The 15,941-nt window shown below is 47.0% G+C and carries 16 protein-coding genes; 14 read left to right on the top strand and 2 right to left on the bottom strand.

Annotated features, from left to right (window positions below; all coding sequences use genetic code 11):
* Positions 1-36 precede the first annotated feature (36 nt).
* A complete protein-coding gene (locus tag AC5ELV_RS04595) occupies positions 37-1,356 on the bottom strand; it encodes an Nramp family divalent metal transporter (RefSeq protein WP_493429284.1) in 1,320 nt (439 codons plus the stop codon).
* Positions 1,357-1,857: 501 nt separating this feature from the next.
* Here AC5ELV_RS04595 and AC5ELV_RS04590 point away from each other — a divergent pair.
* From AC5ELV_RS04590 to AC5ELV_RS04580, 3 genes are all read left to right on the top strand, one after another.
* Complete coding sequence (locus AC5ELV_RS04590; protein ID WP_013309264.1) at positions 1,858-2,277, top strand: organic hydroperoxide resistance protein; 420 nt, start codon at positions 1,858-1,860, stop codon at positions 2,275-2,277.
* Between the two features lie 123 nt (positions 2,278-2,400).
* Positions 2,401-2,727 carry a hypothetical protein gene (locus tag AC5ELV_RS04585; protein WP_013309265.1) on the top strand — a complete coding sequence of 109 codons (327 nt, stop codon included), beginning with the start codon at positions 2,401-2,403 and terminating at the stop codon, positions 2,725-2,727.
* 130 nt (positions 2,728-2,857) lie between these two features.
* Positions 2,858-3,283, top strand: a complete 426-nt coding sequence (locus AC5ELV_RS04580; RefSeq protein WP_493429283.1) for a thiol-disulfide oxidoreductase DCC family protein — start codon at positions 2,858-2,860, stop codon at positions 3,281-3,283.
* Between the two features lie 21 nt (positions 3,284-3,304).
* Here the strand turns inward: AC5ELV_RS04580 and AC5ELV_RS04575 are convergent, their stop codons facing one another.
* Positions 3,305-4,081 (bottom strand): DUF3153 domain-containing protein, encoded by a 777-nt coding sequence (locus AC5ELV_RS04575; protein ID WP_493429282.1) that lies wholly within the window; start codon positions 4,079-4,081, stop codon positions 3,305-3,307.
* Between the two features lie 235 nt (positions 4,082-4,316).
* On the opposite strand from AC5ELV_RS04575, the gene AC5ELV_RS04570 reads away from it, so the two are divergent.
* The 11 genes from AC5ELV_RS04570 (at position 4,317) to AC5ELV_RS04520 (ending at position 15,929) form a co-directional block, all read left to right on the top strand.
* A complete protein-coding gene (locus AC5ELV_RS04570; protein WP_493429281.1) occupies positions 4,317-5,288 on the top strand; it encodes a metal ABC transporter solute-binding protein, Zn/Mn family in 972 nt (323 codons plus the stop codon).
* 14 nt (positions 5,289-5,302) lie between these two features.
* Complete coding sequence (locus AC5ELV_RS04565; protein WP_493429280.1) at positions 5,303-6,067, top strand: metal ABC transporter ATP-binding protein; 765 nt, start codon at positions 5,303-5,305, stop codon at positions 6,065-6,067.
* Positions 6,068-6,072: 5 nt separating this feature from the next.
* On the top strand, positions 6,073-7,002 hold the full coding sequence (locus AC5ELV_RS04560) for a metal ABC transporter permease (protein WP_493429279.1): 930 nt from the start codon (positions 6,073-6,075) through the stop codon (positions 7,000-7,002).
* Positions 6,999-7,886: a metal ABC transporter permease gene (locus AC5ELV_RS04555; RefSeq protein ID WP_493429278.1), complete on the top strand. Its 888-nt coding sequence runs from the start codon at positions 6,999-7,001 to the stop codon at positions 7,884-7,886. Before AC5ELV_RS04560 ends, AC5ELV_RS04555 begins: the two co-directional genes overlap by 4 nt.
* Positions 7,887-8,100: 214 nt before the next feature.
* Positions 8,101-10,428 carry a histidine kinase gene (locus AC5ELV_RS04550; RefSeq protein ID WP_493429277.1) on the top strand — a complete coding sequence of 776 codons (2,328 nt, stop codon included), beginning with the start codon at positions 8,101-8,103 and terminating at the stop codon, positions 10,426-10,428.
* Between the two features lie 528 nt (positions 10,429-10,956).
* Positions 10,957-12,114, top strand: a complete 1,158-nt coding sequence (locus AC5ELV_RS04545; RefSeq protein ID WP_493429276.1) for a P-loop NTPase family protein — start codon at positions 10,957-10,959, stop codon at positions 12,112-12,114.
* A 15-nt stretch (positions 12,115-12,129) separates the two neighbouring features.
* Positions 12,130-13,377: a TadA family conjugal transfer-associated ATPase gene (locus AC5ELV_RS04540; RefSeq protein WP_493429275.1), complete on the top strand. Its 1,248-nt coding sequence runs from the start codon at positions 12,130-12,132 to the stop codon at positions 13,375-13,377.
* Complete coding sequence (locus tag AC5ELV_RS04535; protein WP_493429274.1) at positions 13,374-14,165, top strand: type II secretion system F family protein; 792 nt, start codon at positions 13,374-13,376, stop codon at positions 14,163-14,165. Before AC5ELV_RS04540 ends, AC5ELV_RS04535 begins: the two co-directional genes overlap by 4 nt.
* An 18-nt stretch (positions 14,166-14,183) precedes the next feature.
* Positions 14,184-15,056, top strand: a complete 873-nt coding sequence (locus AC5ELV_RS04530; RefSeq protein ID WP_493429349.1) for a type II secretion system F family protein — start codon at positions 14,184-14,186, stop codon at positions 15,054-15,056.
* 13 nt (positions 15,057-15,069) lie between these two features.
* Positions 15,070-15,261: a Flp1 family type IVb pilin gene (locus AC5ELV_RS04525; RefSeq protein ID WP_013309278.1), complete on the top strand. Its 192-nt coding sequence runs from the start codon at positions 15,070-15,072 to the stop codon at positions 15,259-15,261.
* On the top strand, positions 15,261-15,929 hold the full coding sequence (locus AC5ELV_RS04520) for a TadE family protein (RefSeq protein WP_493429273.1): 669 nt from the start codon (positions 15,261-15,263) through the stop codon (positions 15,927-15,929). The genes AC5ELV_RS04525 and AC5ELV_RS04520 overlap by 1 nt, the downstream gene beginning before the upstream one ends.
* The last annotated feature ends 12 nt before the right edge of the window (positions 15,930-15,941 follow it).

Raw genomic sequence — 15,941 nt, 5'->3', positions numbered from 1 at the left:
ATACCTCTTTTTTACTGGTTACATCCAAACAGTCTGTCAACCTGAAATCGTTTGTACAATGAGCACTACATTCAAGATGATAATGACAGCGGTCACGATCCAGGTTAGTACTTTCTGCCACATTTTATTTGCGAATTCACCCATAATCTTTTTGTCGCTGGTAAAGAGCAGTAATGGAATGATGGCAAAGGGAAGCTGGATGGACAGGATGACCTGGCTTAGCACAAGCAGTTCCTCTGCACCTTTTTCACCTGCGATAGCAGTGACGATGACCGCTGGAATGATCGCGATGAGGCGGGTCACCAGACGACGCAACCAAGGTGAGAGACGAAGATTCAAAAAGCCCTCCATCACGATTTGTCCGGCTAAAGTGCCTGTTACGGTTGAATTTTGCCCTGAGGCGAGTAACGCCACCCCAAATAGTATGCTCGCCAGTGTGGTTCCCAGTAATGGCGAAAGCAGATAATAGGCATCACTAATTTCGGCTACATCTGTTCTTCCTGCCGTATGGAATACAGCAGCTGCCACGATCAAGATGGCGGCATTAATAAATAAAGCGAACATCAGCGCTATACTGGAATCCCAAGTTGCAAATGTAATAGCTTCCCGTTTACCTGCTGAAGTCTGCTCAAATTTGCGAGTTTGTACAATAGAAGAATGCAGATACAGGTTATGCGGCATTACAGTAGCGCCCATAATACCGATGGCGATATACAGCATGCTTGGATTCGTCAAAATTTGCGAGTCTGGTACAAAGCCGCCCAATACGCCGCCCCATTCCGGTTGTGCCAAAATGAGATTAATCCCAAAACAGCCGGCAATCGTCGCCATCAGCACAATGACGAGTGTTTCCAATGCCCGAAAGCCTTTGTTTTGTAGCAGTAAAATAAGCATAACGTCAAATGCGGTAATGATGACTCCGTATAGTAACGGTAGACCAAACAGCAGCTTCAGCGCAATGGCTGAACCGATGACCTCGGCCAAATCCATGGCAGCAATAGCAATTTCACACAAGAGCCATAAGCCGATCGCGACAGGACGACTGTAGGCATCACGGCACATTTGAGCCAAATCTTTACCAGTGGCAATGCCAAGCTTGCCAGATAAGGCTTGTAGCAGGATGGCCATCAGGTTGGAGATTAGAATGACACTAAGCAGCGTGTAGCCGAATTTCGATCCGCCGGCGATGTCTGTGGCCCAGTTGCCGGGGTCCATATAGCCGACTGCGACCATATAGCCGGGTCCAGCAAAGGCAAGAAACTTCCGAAACCAGGTCCCGTCTTTCGGGACGCTCAAGGAACGCTTCACTTCCGACAGTGAAGCGATTTCCGCGAAGTTGCCCTTTGTATTTTTCATACGCTTCACCTTCTTTATTGATGTTGAAATATATTATTAGTGACATAACGATTGTGTTATCCCTATTGTACACCCACAATAGTTTTTGTCTAGTGCAACTGTTGTGTGGTCAAGCAAGTTAATCGTATTTTTGAAGCAATATGACCATCGTATAAAGCTGAACAATAGAAAAACCAAGCTATATCGCTCAGAGGGGAGCAGCTTGGTCGTTTTGGATTTTTGTAAATTACATCTTTTAAATATTGCGGGAGAGCCGTGCAGCCAGTTCCTCAATTTCTTCCGCGGATAGCCCTGGGGAGAACATTTCAAGTTAGGAGCTTATACGATATAGTGTAAACACGATGAGGTGGAATTAAACGGTAATGCAATAGTTAACATCCATATTTCAAATGATTCATTTTGTGTAGTTCGTTTAAAGTACATACGAGAAGGAAATCATGTATTAACATGACGATAGATTCCTGCGGAAAACAAATGATATAGAGAAGGAGAGATGAAATCATGGAAGCATTATACACAGCATCGGCAACGGTACATGGTGGAAGAGACGGTTCAGTCGCTTCATCCGATGGGGTTTTGAAGCATAAGCTCAGCACACCGAAGGAACTGGGTGGGGCAGGTGGAGAAGCTACGAATCCGGAGCAATTGTTTGCAGCAGGCTATGGTGCCTGCTATGAGAGCGCATTGGCTAATGTGGCCCGGAAGGCTAAGGTGAAGGTGGACAATGTTGAGGTCACCAGCCATGTATCTATCGGCAAGGACCCAAGCGATGGCGGCTTCCAGCTGGCGGTACGTCTGGATGTGAAAATACCCGGTATTGAACGCGCTCAGGCCGAAGATTTGGCACGCCAAGCGCATGATTTTTGTCCGTATTCCAAAGCAACACGTGGTAACATTGATGTCGAGCTTAATGTCATTTAACTGCATTTCTATAACTTTTACACTCTGGCTGCCGATTTATCGGTGGCTTTTGCACATAGATATTGATTCGCTGAGATTTGCGACCATTTGACATCATCGCCAAAATTCATTAAGATGGCTTAGGTGATTCTGGTCATCAGGTACGAAACAAATTTGAAAAATACGGGTGATATGATGTCTTACAGACCGAATATTGTTAATTTCACGCTGGCTGGCAGCAACGAAAAAGAAGGGCTTTATGAGTTTAAAATGAGTTTGGCCGATGGAACGGAGTGCCGCGTTTTTTCTCAACGTCATCCGGAGTGGACCTTGACGAATATTAGTCGACTGCTAACGACGCCTTGCCCGGTATGCCATAAGGATTTTATCTGCAAGTGTATGGATAAGTTTCATGAGGAGTTTTTAGAGCAAATTAATACGAAACAGCTGTTTGAGAAAGCATTGAGCTAGTTTTTCGAACAGGTAAAGACTATACATTTCTAAACAAGCGTCGGATAATTTCGGCGTTTTTTTGTTTATATTCATATGGTTGCGTTGCTGGTATTCATGCCGTTGATTTCTCTGGAGGTGAAATGCATTTATGAACCATACTGATCATGCTCATTCAGATCATTCCATTGTGTTGGTGGATGGGATATGCCACTTTTGTCAGGGAGCTGCCCGCTTTATTATCAAGCGTGACCCTAAAGGGAAATTTCATTTTGGTTCCCTGCAATCCGAGGTAGGACAAGAACTTTTACGTGCAGGAGGACTATCTACAGATCAGCTGGATACGTTCGTACTGATTGAAGACGGTACGTATTATACAAGGTCCACCGCGGCTTTGCGAATTGCCAAACGTCTTCGTTTTCCATACCCGCTGGCCTATGTGTTCATCCTGGTTCCCCGCTTTGTGCGCAACGCTGTCTATAACTGGGTGGCGCGTAACCGATATCGTTGGTTTGGCAAGGATGAAGAGGATCAATGTCAGATCCCCCCACCAGAAATGAGACAACGATTTTTTTAGTTGCTTTTTTAAGTTTCTTTTTTAAGTTTCTTTTTTGGAGCGATGTCTACGAATTAGTAAGATCACAGCGATCACGATCAGTATCAGGCTCGTAACAGCTACATATACGATATGTCGTACATTAGGTACGTTAACAGACAATTTTAGCTCGTTAGATTCCAATGGAGCAATGTCCCAATACAGTGTTTTTCCGTCTTCCGACACACGGTCCGCATTATGGGTAGCAGGTTGGATGGGCAAGGATAGGCTGAAATTAAGATCCAGCTGCCGCTCCAGTAATTTGCGCGCAAACACATTCATTTGCTTAAATTTGTCACTCAGTCCTTGAGCTTCTTCAGGAAGCATCCGTGGTAGATCAAGCTTCATGGTAAGATCAATATTCGTTGTGAAAAAATGTTGGCTCACAGCGCGCTTTATTTCGAATCCCTCAGGTAGATGTAATCCCTGACTGGGATTTTTTTTGTTTGTGCTCCAATCTCCTTGATAATGCCCCTTGATTTGATATCCCTTTCTTCCCTGTTCAGCTAGCGGCTGTACATCTACATTGTTGCTTTGAATACGCTTGACTAATTGATCTAGCAGCCCGGGATTGTCCAACATCATCAGTGTCTGGTTGTTCACGCTGAACGTCGCATCCATATCTACACTTTGATCGAGATGAACATCTACATGGATGTCACCTCGAGCACAGGAAGTTAGGGCAAGCAGACAGCACACCAGTATAAAAATAAGCAGTATTTTTTGTATCCGAACTTGCCGACGTTTGTTCCGATAAGGGCTGTATCCTGTTGGCTCCATGACCTGCACCTCTTTATATGTATTCTTTGGTTTAACGACTGGATATCTTCTATATATTACACATTGGGAGAACGAAAATCGAACGGTATAACGAAATACATAAGAATTATATTTTTTAAAATGTTTCCCTAGGTAAAAACTTTAGTGTATACTCTAAAATATAGTATTGATAAAAAATAATTGAATCAAGGAAATAGTTTGTCCCAAAACGAAATTCAAAGGAGGATTTTAAAACGTGAACAAGCAGTTTAAGAAGGCTTTGCCGCGCTGGGTAACGACAGTTGGAGTATTGTCTCTAGCTCTGGTTCTAGCGACTGCATGTACCGATGCTAAGAAGAAGGAGCAGGGAACTGCGAGAGAGGCGGGACAAAAAATAAAGGCTACGGCTACCATCGGTATGATCTCTGACATTGTCGGCAAGGTCGGCGGTAATCATGTGGAGGTCACGGGAATTATGAAGTCAGGCGTTGATCCGCATTTGTACAAGGCTTCTCAGGGAGATATGCGCAAGCTGGATCAGGCCGATGTTATTTTTTATAACGGATTGCATCTGGAAGGAAAAATGCAGGACATTCTGGAGAAAATCAGTAAGCAAAAACCCGTCATACCCGTGTCCAAAAACATCACTCAGGATCAGTTGCGTGCAGGTAGCCCAGAAATGGGATCTGAGCATGATCCACATATCTGGTTTAACGTACAGAATTGGATGTCTGCGGTAGAAACCGTCAGAGATGAATTGTCGGCGCTTGATGCTGTTCATGCGGAGGAGTATAAGGCCAACGCAGAAGCCTATCTTACTGAGCTACGAGAGCTGGACGATTACACGAGGGAGCAGATTGCGAGTATACCGGAAGCCCAGCGCGTGCTTGTCACGGCACATGACGCTTTCGGCTATTTCGGAGATGCCTACCACATTCAAGTGAGAGGACTTCAAGGCATGAGCACAGAATCAGAAGCGGGTTCTCAAGATGTGACCAAGCTGCGAGATTATTTGGTGGAGCATAAAATCAAGGCTATATTCGTAGAATCTAGTGTTCCGAGAAAGGCCATAGATGCGGTTATTCAGGGGGCCGCTCAGCAAGGTCATACAATTGAGGTTGGTGGCGAGCTGTATTCGGATGCCATGGGTGAAGAGGGCACAGAAAATGGAACATATATCGGAATGGTCAAGCATAACGTCAATACGATTGTTAAAGCTCTTAAATAAGGAGGCAAAGATACATGGGGCATTCACCACTTGTCGTTCGTGATTTATCGGTAGCTTATCAAAAAAAGCCCGTTTTGTTCGATGTTTCCTTTGAGGTGCCGGAAGGCAAGCTGATTGGTATTATCGGCCCGAACGGGGCTGGAAAATCTACACTGATCAAGGCAACGCTTGGATTGATTCCAAAGCTTAGGGGCGAGGTGCTGGTCTACGGCAAGCCCTATAAGCAACAGCTGCTTAAGGTTGGCTATGTACCACAGCGGGAGTCGGTGGATTGGGATTTTCCGACGAATGCATTGGATGTTGTTTTGATGGGACGGTATGGCAGATTGGGCTGGTTTAAGCGTCCGGGTGCAGCAGATCGTCAGGCTGCGATGGAGAGTTTGGACAAAGTTGGAATGAGCAAATATGCAGACAGGCAGATTAGTCAATTGTCTGGCGGTCAGCAACAACGTGTTTTTTTAGCCAGAGCACTCGCGCAGGATGCTCAGCTTTATTTTATGGATGAACCGTTTGTCGGTGTGGACGCTGCAACAGAGAAAGCCATTATTTCGCTGCTCAACGATCTGAAACAGCAGGGTAAAACCGTACTTGTCGTTCATCATGATTTATCTACAGTCACGGATTATTTTGATCAGGTTATGCTGTTGAACGGGCATCTTATGGCGTTTGGAGAGACGACAGATATTTTTACCGAGGAAAATCTGCAGCGTACGTATGGCGGGCGTCTGAGTATACTCAAAACAAGCCCGGATTCCGGTACGATAATCGGAGTGAGGTGAGCAGTATGACAAGCTTGGCAACGCTTTTGACCGACCCGAACATGCAGTGGATTTTGCTGGGCTGCATTTTGCTCGGTTTAAGCAGCGGGGTAATCGGCAGTTTTATGTATTTGCGCAAGCAGTCGCTCATGGGAGATGCTTTGGCACATGCGGCTTTGCCGGGGGTATGTGTGGCTTTTATGATCACAGGTACAAAATCCGTGTTTGGATTTATGATGGGGGCCGCCATTGCAGGGATTGTTGCGACCTTTGCCATCAGTGCGTTAACCCGGTATTCGCGAATTAAAAGCGATTCGGCGATTGCAGCGGTGTTGTCGGTATTTTTTGGTTTCGGCATTATGTTGTTGACCGAGATCCAGCATAGTGGCGCAGGAAACCAAAGCGGATTGGATAAATTTTTATTTGGTCAAGCTGCGGCAATGGTATTGTCTGATGTCTATACGATGGCAGTAATTTCGGTGGTGCTCATCGGAATATGTATATTATTTTTCAAGGAATTTAAGTTGCTCAGCTTTGATCCAGGATTTGCCCGCGGACTTGGTTTTCCGGCAGGTTTGCTGGATAAGTTGTTGATGCTATTGATTGTCATTGCCGTGGTTGCGGGCATTCAGGCCGTGGGTGTCATTATGATGGCTGCTCTGCTGATTACCCCAGCTGTGTCGGCAAGATACTGGACAGAGAAGCTGGGTGTCATGGTGTGCCTATCAGGCTTGTTTGGTGCTATAGCAGGCCTTGGTGGGACGCTCATTAGCTCTTTGGGACAAAATCTGCCTACAGGACCGTTATGCGTGTTGTGTGCCACTGTGGTGTTTGGAGTGAGCTTGATTTTTGCGCCACAGCGCGGGATGATCTCCAAGGCTATTGTTCGGTTGAACGCCAGAAAAAGTCTGGAGCAGACAGTCGGAACACAGCCAAGGGAGGAGCGTGCCCTATGAGTTCATTTTATGTAATTTTGACGGGAATGTTAGTGGCAGGGGGATGTAGTATCGTTGGGTGCTTTCTTGTGCTTCGAAAAATGGCTATGATCGGTGATGCAATCAGTCATGCGGTACTGCCGGGGATTGTCATTGCCTTTCTCATCAGCGGGTCGAGGGATTCGGTGTGGATGATGTTTGGTGCGGCTGTGCTGGGTCTTCTAACGGTGTACCTGATTCAGCTATTCCAACAAAGCGGTCTGCAAAGTGATGCTGCCATTGGGGTAGTGTTTACGACATTGTTTGCTATCGGTGTTTTGTTGGTCAGCGTGTTTGCTTCCAATGTCCATCTGGATATGGATCACGTTTTATATGGGGAAATTGCTTATGTGCCGTGGAATACGTTAGAAATAGCCGGCTTCGATGTCGGTCCCAGGGCTGTGTGGATTACGGGCGCGATGTTTTTGATCAATTTGCTCGTGATAGGGGGCTTTTTTAAGCAATTTAAAATTACTTCCTTTGATCCCGCATTAGCAGCTTCGTTGGGCATTCCAGTTGTTTTTTTTCATTATCTGCTGATGAGCCTCGTCTCGCTAACGACGGTGGCGTCATTTGAGAGCGTGGGCGCAATTCTGGTGGTTGGCATGCTCGTTGTACCGCCTCTTACCGCTTATTTGCTGACGGAGAAGTTGTCCCGTATGATTGTATACAGTGTCGGTCTTGGAGCCATCAGCTCGGTCGCAGGCTTTTACACAGCAAGTGTATTGGATGCTTCTATTGCGGCATGTATGCTGTGTGTATCGGGTGTGTTGCTGCTTTTGGCTTTTCTCTTTTCCCCGTCTCACGGTGTGGTATGGCAAAAGTTAATTCAACAACGGGGGATCGTTGGCGAAGATAGCAAGTGATTGTAGGAAGTGATCCCATATGAGTTACCCAAAATAGCGTGCATTCAGGCATAAGAGACCTGAATGCACGTTTTTTTGCGCTTATGCTACCCTGTGCGGCTTTTTTGGGGGCAAGCTTGATTGATCATCTTGAATTGATTGGGACACGGGAGTACATTCATTACAACCATATAAGAATGGACGGAACAATCGGTACGCTACGGGGGGAACGAAAGTGGAGAGCTTCAAACGTAAATCACCAGAGGAAATACTGGATTCGATTAACAAGCTGCATCGAGGCAGACTCAAAATATACATGGGTGCGGTCAGTGGATCGGGCAAGACGTATCATATGCTGCAGGAGGGACAATCGCTGCAGCATGAAGGTATTGATGTTGTGATTTGTGCGGTCTCAACCATGCAGCGGCCTGTGACCGTGGAACAGGTCGGCACGTTGGAGCGCGTGCCTAGTATTCATTGGATAAAAGATGGTGAGGAGCAAAAGGATCTGAATGTGGAAGCTTTGGTGGCGCGAAATCCCGAGGTGGTACTGGTGGATCATCTGGCACATCATAACCGGAAAGACGCTCCATTCCCAACACGGCTGGAGGATATTCGGTATTTGCTGGAGCAGGGAATTAGCGTCATTACGACGGTCAATGTTTATGAACTCGAAGGAATTACGGAGTGGGTATATCAGCTGACAGGCTTTGAGGCGGAATATACGGTTCCGGTTAATACACTGGAGCTGGCGGATGAAATTCGTCTGATTGATGCCACCCCGGAGATGATTTTGGAACGGCTGGCGAAAGGCTACATGCATGCGCCCAATCCTGAGATGTTTCACCGGGGAAATCTGGGTAAATTGCGTGAGCTTGCCTTGCGATTGGTAGCAGAGGATGTGAATGATTCGCTGGAACGGCACCGGGAGGAGTTAGGCTTGCACGGGGCGTCAGGAGCCGCAGAGCGTATTTTGGTACCTGTCCAATATCATTGGAATGGGTCCATTTATGTACGCAGGGGGGAACAGGTCGCCAAGCGGTTGGGTGGAGATATGCTAGTAGTCTCCTTTGTCAGCTCGAATCGCAAGCTGTCCAAGGAATCAGCAGCCTTTAAGCGTTCAATTGAGCAATTGGCTGACAAGATCGGATCAACATTTGAAGAAATCCCGCTTTTTTCCCGCAGAAGGTTGCCTCGTCAACTGATTCATTATGCGGTGACGCACAATGTTACCCGAATTGTTATGGGGCATTCTCGGCAGACTCCGTGGCAGGAGCTGATGAAAGGATCGCTAGTGAACGGGATTTTAAAACGAATGAAAAATATGGATCTACTGCTGATTGCGGACCGAGCCGAGCAGGAGGGGGAACGAATTTTACCAACGATGAGACAGGAGGTAGAAGAGAATGATCCGTATCATCGTTTGAGCGTTGAGGAAGCACAGGCTGAGGCAGCCAAAATCCTGCGAGGCAAGCTCAAGGTATACATTGGCGCTGCTCCGGGGGTCGGCAAAACATACACGATGCTGAGAGAGGGAAACGATCTGCTGGAGAGCGGGATCGATGTGGTTATCGGATTGCTGGAAACGCACGGAAGAGCAGAAACATTGGCCCAGGTAGGCCCTCTGGAGATGATCCCTCGTCAGTCCATCGAGCGTCATGGCGCACACTTGGAAGAAATGGACACCGAAGCTATTCTCAGGCGCAATCCCGAGGTGGTGCTAATTGATGAGCTGGCGCATACCAACGTCCCAGGAAGTCTGAGATCCAAGCGCTATGAGGATGTGCTCGCCATTTTGGAACAAGGGATTTCTGTGATATCCACAATGAATGTACAGCATCTGGAGAGCTTAAATGATGCGGTAGAACAGATTACTGGCATACGAGTGAGAGAGACTGTTCCCGACCATATGATGCGTCTGGCCGATGAAGTGCAGCTTGTTGATGTGGCTCCTAAATCGTTACAGCAGCGTATGCGTGAGGGCAAGATATACGATCCTGCGAAGGTGGAACAGGCACTTAGCCACTTTTTTAAACTGGGCAATCTGATTGCGTTGCGTGAACTTGCTTTGCGGGAATTGGCAGATGACGTAGATGAGCGGCTGGAATCCTGGGATCGACACGAATCACTTCGGGGACCGTGGCGCAGGGAGGAAGTAATCTTCGTAGGCGTGACGCTAAGCGAAAATGCTGAAAGGTTGATTCGCCGTGGTTTTCGCATTGCCTTTCGTCTGAAGGCTGTGTGGATTGTGACTTATGCTCATGTCGGTGAGCGTATACCGGAGAGACTGAACCCTCGTCTGGAACAACTAAAGTTGCTGACCCACCGACTGGGGGGAACCTTTGAGATACGGCTTGTTTCCAGCCGACGCGAGATTGCCGACATTTTGATTGCTCCAGTGGAAGGATATTCAGGTACGCAGCTCATCGTGGGGCAGTCTTCCCGAAGTAGCCGTTGGGGTAAGGCTGCGGTTGTGCCGAGGATTCTCCGTCAAGCACGTCATATGGATGTTCTAATTGTGGCGGATTATGATCCAGATATTAAGCTGGAGGTAGATCATTAATTCGCCTAGTAAATTCATAAATAGTCATATGCTGGTTACCGATGGTTCGCTGCTTCCATAGTATATTCTATCTCAAAGAAATGGAGGCGAATTTGAATGTATAAACATCGTAAGCATGATTGTCATTTTCCAAAGCCAAAAAAACGTGTCTTTAAGAAGATCATTAAGGTGACTGTCATTAAGTTTAAACCTAAATTCAAACGTGATCACTGGAAACATGAAGATTTTGATAAGAAATGTCATTGCAAGAAACGTCGCCATCATCGCCATCATGACTGTCATCGTCGTCACCACAAATTCTACTAAGATGAAGATGGTAGGAGGCGGGGCTAGACTGCCCGCCTTCTCCTAAAATGAGTATTTTGGAAGATACTTGCACAAAAAATACTTGCTCTAATATAAGCTCTATGCTATTCTACCAGTAAATAGATTGCACGTGACGGAAGCACCGTTCACCAACCGTATGTACTTACGGATGGATGAACGGTGCTTTTTTGCGTTGTTGTGTTAGGGAAAGGGATGAGCGTTATGGTTCCAGTGAAAGTGGTATTGGCCGTAGAAGGCCGGGATTATATTGAGCCGCTGCTGAATTATGTTCACGGAAGCGAGTACGCCAGAAGGCTGAGAATAACGGCTTTTTCGCAACCGGAGGCATTTCATCAATACATGATGGAAACCGGCGGAATGAAAAGACCGGATGTGGTGGTGGGTGAAACTTCTTTTTTGAATCTATGGACAGACAGAGAAGCTGCTGATATTCCTTGTTTGGTATTGCATGAGGGAGAGCAAGTGAGCGAATATGGACAGCCTTTATTAAAATATCAGCCTTTATCTGAGCTGGTCGGTTTTATTTTGGAAACGGCGAGACAGAAGTCAAATGGTCGGAAAAGTGTAAACAGCCGGGAAGGTGGAATGATTATCGGCATGGTAGCAGCTTCCGGTGGACTGGGCAAGACAACGGCCGCACTCAATATGTCCAAACAGCTGGGGAATGAGGGATATTCGGTATTCTATCTGAATCTGGAGACGGTGGATTCAAGCTCATTGTTCACTGGTTCAGGCAGTGCTAGCGGAGCAGAAGGAGAAGGGCTATCCAGGCTGCTCTATGATCTCAAGGCAGAAGGGAGTGAGGACACTCCATTATCTGTGGCAGCCTATTGTGTTCGTCGCCCTGAAATTCAGGCGGATACTTTTCAGCCTGTCTACAATCGCAAGGAGCTGACGGACATGACTTGTGATGAAGCGAAAGAGTTGATTCGAACGGTTGCCGAAAGTGGACAGTATGATGTAGTGATCGTAGATGGCGATTCTGAAAAAGGTGATCGGGCTCAAGCCGTGCTTGAAGCTAGTCATAAGCTGATTTGGCTGCTGGCAGACGATTTAATGAGCATGCACAAGTGCGGATTATGGCTGGATGTTTTAGAAACCACGCAGCCTGAAGGGCTTGAAGACATGATATGCAAAACCAGCTTTGTGGTGAACCGCTATATGGGAACTATGATCAACTCGTTACCTCGTGACTTCATGGAGCTAAACGGAGCGTTACCCTATATACCTTCATGGAAGCAGATGCAGCACCGTGAGCTACTGCTTAGTTCACCGATTTATCAGCGGGAAATTCGTCATCTGTGCCGCGAGCTGCTGAATGTGGACAGTGTAACACCTTCGCCCGCCGTTTGGTCTTAAAAGGGGCAGATGAACATGAATGAGGAACGGTTTAAGGCATTGCGAGCAGATATCCGAAACGGGCTGGACGTAACGTCCTCGGTAAAGGATGCCGATCTGGTACGGCATATTGAAAATCGAATTTTACACGATGTAGAGCTGGTGGGCTTAACTTCCCGAGAGAAGCACGCCCTTGTCCGCAAGATTTTTAACTCTTTCCGTGGCCTGGATGTACTCCAGCCATTGATTGACGACCCTACCGTTACGGAAATTATGATCAACAGTCACCGGGAAATCTTTGTGGAGCGGGCTGGTGAGGTGATGCAGATACCCGATCAATTTGAGTCCGGCGAGCGACTGGAGGATTTAATCCAGACGATTGTAGCCGGGGTGAATCGAATTGTGAATGAGGCTTCCCCCATTGTGGATGCCCGATTAAAGGATGGGTCACGCGTAAATATTGTGCTGCCTCCAGTTGCTCTCAAGGGTCCGACGATGACAATACGGAAGTTTCCCGAGCGTCCTATGACGATGGATGACTTGATTCGAATGGGTGCGCTGGATGCAGAAGCCGCTACTATGCTCAAGGACTTGGTACGTAGCAAGTACAACATTTTTATAAGCGGAGGAACGGGTTCTGGTAAAACAACCTTTCTGAATGCATTATCCCAGTTTATCCCGTCGTCTGAACGGATTATTACCATTGAAGACTCAGCAGAGCTGCAAATTGTGACGGTCCCTAATCTGGTTTCCATGGAAACACGGAATGCGAACACCGAGGGAAAGGGAGAAATCACGATTCGTGATCTGATTCGTTCCTCTCTGCGTATGCGGCCCAACCGCATTGTGGTGGGTGAGGTCCGGGGAAGTGAGGCGCTGGATATGCTGCAAGCGATGAATACTGGCCATGATGGAAGCTTGTCAACTGGCCACGCAAATAATATTCGCGATATGGTCAGCCGGCTGGAAACGATGGTGCTCGGAGGGGCAGAGCTTCCGCTTGGAGTAGTACGGCAGCAGATCAGCTCGGCCATTGATATATTCGTTCATCTGTCACGGATGCGCGACAAATCCAGACGAGTGCTGGAAATTAGCGAAGTGATTGGTTTTGAAAATGGTGAGGTGACGCTTAATCCCCTTTATCGTTTTCAGGAACGAGGAGAAAGTAAGGGACGAATCGTAGGAGGTCTGGAACGTTGTGGCGAGGGGCTGCAACATACTTTGAAGCTGCAAATGGCCGGGATCAATCCGGAAAGCTGGCACAGGGGAGGAGTATCAGGGTGAAGTCAGGAAAAACGACGGCCAAGCAAGTATCACGGGAGGTCCCTTCTCTGCCAGATTATACGGTATATATATTATCGACAGTACAAAAAAGTCTGTGCATATTCTTTAGTGGCGTGTTGTTCGCGATGATCGGCTATCTATTTTATCACCAATGGATATTATCGTTGCTGTGCGCTGCCGGGGCTGTGGTGACCCCTCGTTATTTTAGGCAATTTTTGCTGCAAAGACGCAGGTCTGCTCTAAGCATCCAATTCAAACAGGCTTTATATTCGCTCTCGTCTTCTCTTTCAGCGGGAAGGTCGGTGGAGAATGGTTTTCGTGAGGCTGTAGAGGATTTGAGATTGCTTAGTCCGGATGGAGATCACGACCTGATTTTTGAATTTAACATCATTACCGCCTGTCTCGAAATCGGACAGCCTGTAGAGGCTGCTTTGCAGGATTTGGCCCGTCGGGCGCAGATGGAGGATATTACGAATTTTGCGGACGTATTTGCGGCTTGCAAGCGAACCGGAGGTGATCTGGTGGAAGTCGTACGACGAGCTTCAAGTGTCATCGGTGAGAAGTTGGAAATTCAGCAGGAGATCGGTGTAATGATTGCGCAGAAACGTTTTGAATCGAGGGTTATGTTTGCGGCGCCTTTTTTGTTTGTATTGTTTATGACTATGACAGCGGGTGATTACATGATGCCCTTATACAGCGGTACGGGTATGATTTTATCAACCTTTTGTTTATTGGTTCTTGGTGGGTGTCTTGTGTGGATCAACCACATTATGAAGATTGAAGTGTAAGGAGAGATAGGCGTGATGATGTTGGTTTGTCTGGTTATGCTGGTTCTGCAAGTGGGAGGTTGGGTGGTGCTGAACCAGATGCACGGTGCTAAGTATGCGCATTTCCGCCATATGAAGCTGGAGGGACTGCGGCTGCAAAGACTTTCAGTCCCATTTGTACACATGATTCATGCTTCACGTGCTACTCATAGGCTGCCTTTGCTGATGTTCAAGCTCCAGCGTTCGGTGCAGAAGCTGTATGGTATGCGCAACAGTGGAGAAAAAACGATGCTTTTTCTGGCAGAAATGTTGGGTTACGGATATATGATGGCTGCTGGTGGAGCTATAATATCGCTTTTGCTGGGTGGAGATGCGACCGGGCTGGTGCTCGGATTGGGACTTGGTATTCTGGTACCCATCGCGCTGATCAAGGATTTGTACGGGAAAGTACAGAAGCGGGATCAGCAAATTTTAACGGAACTGCCTGAACTGTTGAGTAAAATGATGCTTTTAGTAGGTGCAGGTGAGACGGTACAACGGTCATTGCTACATTGCGTGGAACGTAAAGGGGCGGATACGGAACATCCGTTGTATCGAGAACTGAGGCAGACGGTGGCGGAATGGGAAAGTGGCTTTTCCTTTCAACAGGCATTTGAGCACCTGAGCAAACGTTGTGGCATTCAGGAAATGACGGTATTTACGACGACAGTTTTGTTGAATATGAGGCGCGGCGGGAGCGATTTCGTGATGGCTTTACGTGAGTTATCCCAAACGTTATGGGGCAAGCGGACTTCAATTAGCCGCACAAGAGGGGAGCAGGCTTCATCTAAGCTAGTATTCCCGATGGCGCTGATTTTGCTAACGGTAATTGTACTGGTGGGCGCTCCGGCTTTAATGATGATGAATATGTAGGAGGAATACAACGATGATGACATTAGTAACAGGTAGTATTCGTAAATTGTACAAGGATGAAGATGGTCTGGGTACGTTAGAAATGATCCTGATCATTGCCATTCTGATTGCGGTGGCAATTATTTTCAAGGATCAGATCAAGAAAATTGTAGAAGGGCTTTTGAAAAAGGCGGATAAAAAAAGTAACGATTTTATGGATTCATAATGCTGCGTAAATTGGCACAAAAAGAGGACGGGAGCTTCTCCTTGGAAGCTTCCCTCGTCTTTCCCATTCTACTGCTGGTCATTTTTGTGATGTTATTTTTTTGCCTCTACATATATCAAAAATCTATATTGGTGCAGGTCGCTGCTACTGCTTCGGAAAGGGCCGCTTACAGTTGGGATAACAGCTTCAAGGACCCACGTACGGGAGCATTTACACAAGGGCAACGGGATTCTCTCTATTGGCGCCTGAAGGATGATGTTATGCTGGGAGCCCTGTTTGGCTGGACCGGAGCCAACAATCAGGAAAGTGTACAGGTGCCGGGCGGCAATGGGGGAGGCTCGTTACCTGCTCAGAAGCTGTCCAATGCAGAAAATAGAATGCCTGCGGGCATGCAGGGGCAGATGACATATGAGAACAGTATGATTCACCGTAAGGTGACCACAAAGTTAAATAAGATTGTGAAGGTACCTTTGTTGAATCAGTTTTTAGATCAGACAGATTTGCAAGGGAAAATGAGCTCTGGCGTGGTCGAACCTGTGGAATGGATTCGTACGGTGGAGTTGGTCCGTTATTATGGTGCGAAGTTTATGGGCAGAGGATCAGGTGAAAAGGTAGATTCGGCAGTTGTAGGGAAAGTATTGATGCAATATGGTGAAAACGGTCAGTGAGAAGTAAGTAAT

The sequence above is a fragment of the Paenibacillus sp. NMA1017 genome (assembly GCF_058895805.1).
This window is presented reverse-complemented; position numbering and strand designations above follow the sequence as displayed.

Excerpts from the sequence above, each read along its gene's own strand:
- AC5ELV_RS04565 (WP_493429280.1), top strand. The coding sequence starts at position 5,303 with ATGGGGCATTCACCACTTGTCGTTCGTGATTTATCGGTAGCTTATCAA.
- AC5ELV_RS04540 (WP_493429275.1), top strand. The coding sequence starts at position 12,130 with ATGAATGAGGAACGGTTTAAGGCATTGCGAGCAGATATCCGAAACGGG.
- AC5ELV_RS04595 (WP_493429284.1), bottom strand. The coding sequence starts at position 1,356 with ATGAAAAATACAAAGGGCAACTTCGCGGAAATCGCTTCACTGTCGGAA.
- AC5ELV_RS04530 (WP_493429349.1), top strand. The coding sequence starts at position 14,184 with ATGTTGGTTTGTCTGGTTATGCTGGTTCTGCAAGTGGGAGGTTGGGTG.
- AC5ELV_RS04525 (WP_013309278.1), top strand. The coding sequence starts at position 15,070 with ATGATGACATTAGTAACAGGTAGTATTCGTAAATTGTACAAGGATGAA.
- AC5ELV_RS04545 (WP_493429276.1), top strand. The coding sequence starts at position 10,957 with ATGGTTCCAGTGAAAGTGGTATTGGCCGTAGAAGGCCGGGATTATATT.
- AC5ELV_RS04560 (WP_493429279.1), top strand. The coding sequence starts at position 6,073 with ATGACAAGCTTGGCAACGCTTTTGACCGACCCGAACATGCAGTGGATT.
- AC5ELV_RS04590 (WP_013309264.1), top strand. The coding sequence starts at position 1,858 with ATGGAAGCATTATACACAGCATCGGCAACGGTACATGGTGGAAGAGAC.
- AC5ELV_RS04555 (WP_493429278.1), top strand. The coding sequence starts at position 6,999 with ATGAGTTCATTTTATGTAATTTTGACGGGAATGTTAGTGGCAGGGGGA.
- AC5ELV_RS04575 (WP_493429282.1), bottom strand. The coding sequence starts at position 4,081 with ATGGAGCCAACAGGATACAGCCCTTATCGGAACAAACGTCGGCAAGTT.
- AC5ELV_RS04520 (WP_493429273.1), top strand. The coding sequence starts at position 15,261 with ATGCTGCGTAAATTGGCACAAAAAGAGGACGGGAGCTTCTCCTTGGAA.
- AC5ELV_RS04580 (WP_493429283.1), top strand. The coding sequence starts at position 2,858 with ATGAACCATACTGATCATGCTCATTCAGATCATTCCATTGTGTTGGTG.